Origin of the sequence: Xanthomonas sp. SHU 308 (assembly GCF_000364645.1) — a bacterium.
Taxonomy (GTDB): domain Bacteria; phylum Pseudomonadota; class Gammaproteobacteria; order Xanthomonadales; family Xanthomonadaceae; genus Xanthomonas_A; species Xanthomonas_A sontii.
This window is the reverse complement of the sequence record NZ_AQOK01000566.1, coordinates 1-2,633: the sequence shown is the minus strand read 5'-3', so window position 1 is coordinate 2,633 and position 2,633 is coordinate 1. Positions and strand designations below refer to the sequence as shown.

Sequence of the window (2,633 nt, the reverse complement as noted above, 5' to 3'; positions counted from 1 at the left end):
TCACCAGCGGCGGGCCGCCGAGGAAGATGGTGCCCTGTTCGCGCACGATCACCGTCTCGTCGCTCATCGCCGGCACGTAGGCGCCGCCGGCGGTGCACGAGCCCATCACGCAGGCGATCTGGGCGATGCCCTGCGCCGACAGGTTGGCCTGGTTGTAGAAGATCCGGCCGAAGTGGTCGCGGTCGGGAAACACCTCGTCCTGCAGCGGCAGGAACGCGCCGCCGGAATCGACCAGGTAGATGCACGGCAGGCGGTTCTGCTGGGCGATCTCCTGCGCGCGCAGGTGCTTCTTCACCGTGATCGGGTAGTAGGTGCCGCCCTTGACCGTGGCGTCATTGGCGACGATCACGCATTCCACGCCGGAGACGCGGCCGATGCCGGCAACCACGCCGGCGCACGGCACCTCGTCGTCGTACAGGCCCAGCGCGGCCAGCGGCGCGATCTCCAGGAACGCGCTGCCCGGGTCGAGCAGGGCGGCGATGCGTTCGCGTACCAGCAGCTTGCCGCGGGCCTGGTGCTTGGCGCGGGCGGCTTCGCTGCCGCCCAGGGCGATGCGCGCCTGGGTCGCTTGCAGGTCGTCGACCACCGCGCGCAGCGCGGCGGCATTGGCGGCGAAGGCGTCGCTGCCGGGTTGCAACTGGGTCTGGATCGCGCTCATGGCAGAACCGTGGAAAGAAGGAAAGGGCAGGCGGCCGATGTGGGAGGGGCTCTTGTCCCCTTTTGCGGGATCAGCCCCGACGCGCTGACGTCGGAACGGCCTTACGGCCGATGCGCATCCTGCGCGGCATCACTTGGTCCGCTCGAACAACTCGCGGCCGATCAGCATGCGACGGATCTCCGAGGTGCCGGCGCCGATCTCGTAGAGCTTGGCGTCGCGCCACAGGCGCCCGGTCGGATAGTCGTTGATGTAGCCGTTGCCGCCCAACACCTGGATCGCTTGGCCGGTCAGCCAGGTCGCCTTCTCGGCGGCGTAGAGGATCGCGCCGGCGGCGTCCTGGCGGGTGGTGCGGCCGGCGTCGCAGGCGCGCGCCACCGCGTACACGTAGGCGCGGCAGGCGTTGAGGCCCACGTACATGTCGGCTAGCTTGCCCTGCATCAGCTGGAAGCTGCCGATCGGTTCGCCGAACTGGCGGCGCTCGTGCACGTAGGGCAGCACCACGTCCAGCGCCGCGGCCATCAGCCCCAGCGGCCCGCCGGACAGCACCACGCGCTCGTAATCCAGGCCGGACATCAGCACGCGCACGCCGCCGCCGACCTCGCCCAGCACGTTCTCCGCCGGCACTTCGCAGTCCTGGAACACCAGTTCGCAGGTGTTGGAGCCGCGCATGCCGAGCTTGTCCAGCTTCTGCGCGGTGCTGAAGCCGGGCATGCCCTTCTCGACCACGAACGCGGTGATGCCGCGCGCGCCGCCGCTGGGGTCGGTCTTGGCGTAGACCACTAGCACGTCGGCGTCCGGGCCGTTGGTGATCCACATCTTGTTGCCGTTGAGCACGTAGCGGTCGCCGCGCGCCTCGGCGCGCAGCTTCATCGACACCACGTCCGAGCCGGCGCCGGGCTCGCTCATCGCCAGCGCGCCGACGTGCTCGCCGCTGCACAGCTTCGGCAGGTAGCGCGCCTTCTGCGCCGGGCTGGCGTTCTTGCGCAACTGGTTCACGCACAGGTTCGAATGCGCGCCGTAGGACAGGCCGATCGCGCCGCAGGCGCGGGAGATCTCCTCCATCGCCACCACGTGCGCCAGGTAGCCCATCGCGCTGCCGCCGTACTCCTCCTCGACGGTGAGGCCGAGCAGCCCCTGTTCGCCGAGCTTGCGCCACAGCGGTGCGGGGAAGGCGTTGTCGCGGTCGGCCTGCTCGGCCAGCGGCGCGATCTCGCGCGCGGCGAAGGCGGCGACGCTGTCGCGCAGCAGGTCGACCTCCTCGCCCAACTCGAAATTCAACGACGGCATCAGCATGGCGGCAACTCCGGGAATGGCGGGTGGCCGGCGGCGCCTAGAATCGGACCCGCGCCGGGCAAGAGCGCCCAGCGTAGCCGGGAACGGCAAAGAAGTGAACAGAAATTCATTAATTGAACTTAGAATCACGCCATGGCCTACAAACGCTCCGCCCTGATGGAAGAACGCCTCGCCGGCAACCGCCAGCGGATCCTGCTGGCGGCGCGCCGGCTGATCGCCGCCGACGGCTTCCGTGGTGCCCCGGTCACTGCCGTGGCGGCCGAGGCCGGGGTCTCCACCGGGCTGATCTACCGGCATTTCCCGTCCAAGGCCGAACTGTTCGTGGAGGTGCTGACCGCCGCCGTGGAGCACGAGCTGACCATCCTGCGCGCCATCGCCGCCGCACCGGCCCCGGCCGCGCAGCGCCTGCGCGACGCCATCGCCTCGTTCGTGCGCCGCGCCCTGGCCGGCCCCGGGCTGGCCTATGCCTTCATCGCCGAGCCGGTGGAGCCGGAGGTGGACGCCGAGCGCATCCGCTGCCGGCGCCTGCTCGGCGACGTGTTCAAGGGCATCCTGGCCGAGGGCGTGGCCGCGGGCGAGTTCCCCGCGCAGGACCTGGAGGCGGCCGCGGCGTGCCTGGTCGGCGCCTACACCGAGGCGCTGGTCGGCCCGACCGCGCCCAGCCGCGACGGCCCGCGCGACA

Annotated in this window: 3 protein-coding genes; 1 reads left to right on the top strand and 2 read right to left on the bottom strand. The window is 70.7% G+C overall.

Features of this window, described 5'->3' with window-relative positions:
- Together D588_RS0116665 and D588_RS0116660 are read right to left on the bottom strand one after the other, a co-directional pair.
- Window positions 1-658, bottom strand: a 658-nt coding sequence (locus D588_RS0116665) for a carboxyl transferase domain-containing protein (protein ID WP_017916785.1), incomplete at its 3' end; no start/stop codon positions are given.
- Between the two features lie 129 nt (window positions 659-787).
- Complete coding sequence (locus D588_RS0116660; protein ID WP_010341368.1) at window positions 788-1,951, bottom strand: isovaleryl-CoA dehydrogenase; 1,164 nt, start codon at window positions 1,949-1,951, stop codon at window positions 788-790.
- A gap of 132 nt (window positions 1,952-2,083) precedes the next feature.
- Here D588_RS0116660 and D588_RS0116655 point away from each other — a divergent pair.
- On the top strand, window positions 2,084-2,633 hold a 550-nt coding region (locus D588_RS0116655), incomplete at its 3' end, for a TetR/AcrR family transcriptional regulator (protein ID WP_017916784.1).